Genomic DNA, 2,011 nt, shown 5'->3' on the forward strand with positions numbered 1-2,011 from the left:
CAGGCCGCACGCCAAAGCCAGCGCGCGGTATTGCCCGATCTGGTGCTGGCCAACCCGGTGCTGGCGGCCGAGCATTTTGTGCCCGGCGCGCGCGGGCCGCGCGGCTTTGCCTGGCTGGTGCCGGGCAAGCTGGCGGGCACGCCGCTGCCAGGGGTGGTCAACGACACCGATGTGGATATGCAGGCCTTGAAGCGCTGCGGCATCACGGTGCTGGTGACGCTCACCGAAAACGACATCGACCAGGCGGCGCTGGCGCGCAACGGCCTGCGCAATGTGCATCTGCCCGTGCATGACCGCGAGCCGCCCTCGGTGTCGCAGCTGCAGATGCTGATGCTCAAGATGAAGCGCCTGCTGCTGGCCGGCGATGTGCTGGCCGTGCACTGCCTGGCAGGCCTGGGCCGCACCGGCACCGTGCTGGCTGCCTGGCTGGTATTTGAAGGCGTCACCGCCGAGGAAGCGCTGCGCCGTGTGCGCGAGATCGAGCCGCAGTACGTGCAGTCCAGGCAGCAAGAGCTGGCGCTGCTGGCCTACGAGGAAATGCTGCTGGAAAAAATGGGCTGATCGCCGCCCGGCGTGTCGGCCCTTGACCCACCCACTTTGAAGGAACACAACTCATGACCATGGATACCGTTTTACAGAAAGTCGCCACCTTTGTGCCCGAATGCCTGGCTGCCGGCTATGTCGATGTGGCCACCGGCATGCTGCTGGCCATTCGCACGGTGGATTCGCACCCGCGCGAGGTGATCGACCTGGTGGCCGCTGCAACGGCCGACCTTTTCAACGGCCCCAATGTCTCGATGATCGAGCGCATGTTCAAGAAGTCGCGTGGCCTGCAGGACGACGGCCACCACTACTTCCAGGAGATCATCGTCAACAGCGACAACCTGATCCACATCTTTATGCGCGGCAAGGCCAACCCCGAGTATGTGGCCGTGCTGGTCTGCCGGCGCACCGCCAACCTGGGCATGGCGCTGACCAAGGCGCGCATCATCATGCCCGAGCTCGAAGCCTCTCTGTAATAAGATCGGGGCCATGGCCCAAGAAGACACGATCACCATCTACCACAACCCGCGCTGCAGCAACTCGCGCGGCGCGCTGGCGCTGATTGAGGCGCGTGGCATCCAGCCCCAGGTCATCGACTACCTGCACGCACAGCTGAGCCCCGCGCATCTGACGGCGCTGATCGCCCAGCTGGGTGTGCCGGTGCGCGATGTGATGCGCAGCAAGGAAGCCATCTACCAGGAACTGGACCTGGGCCGCGAAAGCCTGAGCGATGCCGAGCTGATCGCGCAGATTGCCGCCCACCCCCAGCTGCTCAACCGGCCGATTGTGCTGAGCGCCAAAGGGGCCCGTTTGTGCCGCCCGCCCGAGCGGGTGCTCGACCTGCTCTGATGGGCCCGGCCGCCCAGTTGCCAAGCCGCAGCCCTGTACCAGCAGACGGGGGCTAGCAGATGCTGCGCGTGACCGTCCTGTCCGGCCTGGGCCACACCATTGCGGTGATGGTGGCACTCCTGGTCTACACGCTGGTCACCCGCGCCGGCCACCAGCGCCGTCACCCGGCATCGGCCATCGGCTGGGTGCTGGGCATGGTCACCTTTCCCTATCTCTTTTTGCCGCTGTTTCTGGTGTTCGGGCCGCGCAAGGCAGTCCGGCCCCCGGCGCATGCGGTCATCCCCAACAGCGGGCAGCGCCGCAGCAGTGTGCCCAGGCAGGTGCCGGCCTGGGCCGGCCAGCTGCTGGCGAGCATGGAGCTCGATGCCGCCCAGCCCAATGCCGAGGTGGTGTTCCACCAGGATGGTCTGCAGGCCCTGCAGCAGTTGCTGCGGCTGATTGAGCAGGCCCAGCGCAATCTGGACCTGTGCACCTATGTGTTTGCCGATGACGTGGTCGGGCGCCAGATTGGCACGGCGCTGCAGCAGGCAGCGGCGCGCGGCGTCAAGGTGCGCTTGCTGCTCGATGGCGTGGGCTGCTGGCGCCTGCTGCCCGGGCGCCTGCGCCAGTTGCGCCGCTC

4 protein-coding genes are annotated in these 2,011 nt (G+C 66.6%); all 4 read left to right on the forward strand.

Annotation, left to right across the window (positions count from 1 at the left end; all coding sequences use genetic code 11):
- Positions 1 to 561: dual specificity protein phosphatase family protein (locus tag H928_RS26265; RefSeq protein ID WP_043338821.1), on the forward strand; the 561-nt coding region annotated here is incomplete at its 5' end.
- A 59-nt stretch (positions 562 to 620) separates the two neighbouring features.
- Positions 621 to 1,019: a hypothetical protein gene (locus tag H928_RS0105320; RefSeq protein ID WP_230778883.1), complete on the forward strand. Its 399-nt coding sequence runs from the start codon at positions 621 to 623 to the stop codon at positions 1,017 to 1,019.
- A gap of 13 nt (positions 1,020 to 1,032) precedes the next feature.
- Complete coding sequence (arsC, locus tag H928_RS0105325; protein WP_021025577.1) at positions 1,033 to 1,392, forward strand: arsenate reductase (glutaredoxin); 360 nt, start codon at positions 1,033 to 1,035, stop codon at positions 1,390 to 1,392.
- A gap of 68 nt (positions 1,393 to 1,460) precedes the next feature.
- On the forward strand, positions 1,461 to 2,011 hold a 551-nt coding region (locus H928_RS0105330), incomplete at its 3' end, for a phospholipase D-like domain-containing protein (protein ID WP_373604907.1).

It is taken from the genome of Comamonas sp. B-9 (genome assembly GCF_000410635.1).
In the GTDB taxonomy this organism is placed as follows: domain Bacteria; phylum Pseudomonadota; class Gammaproteobacteria; order Burkholderiales; family Burkholderiaceae_C; genus Comamonas.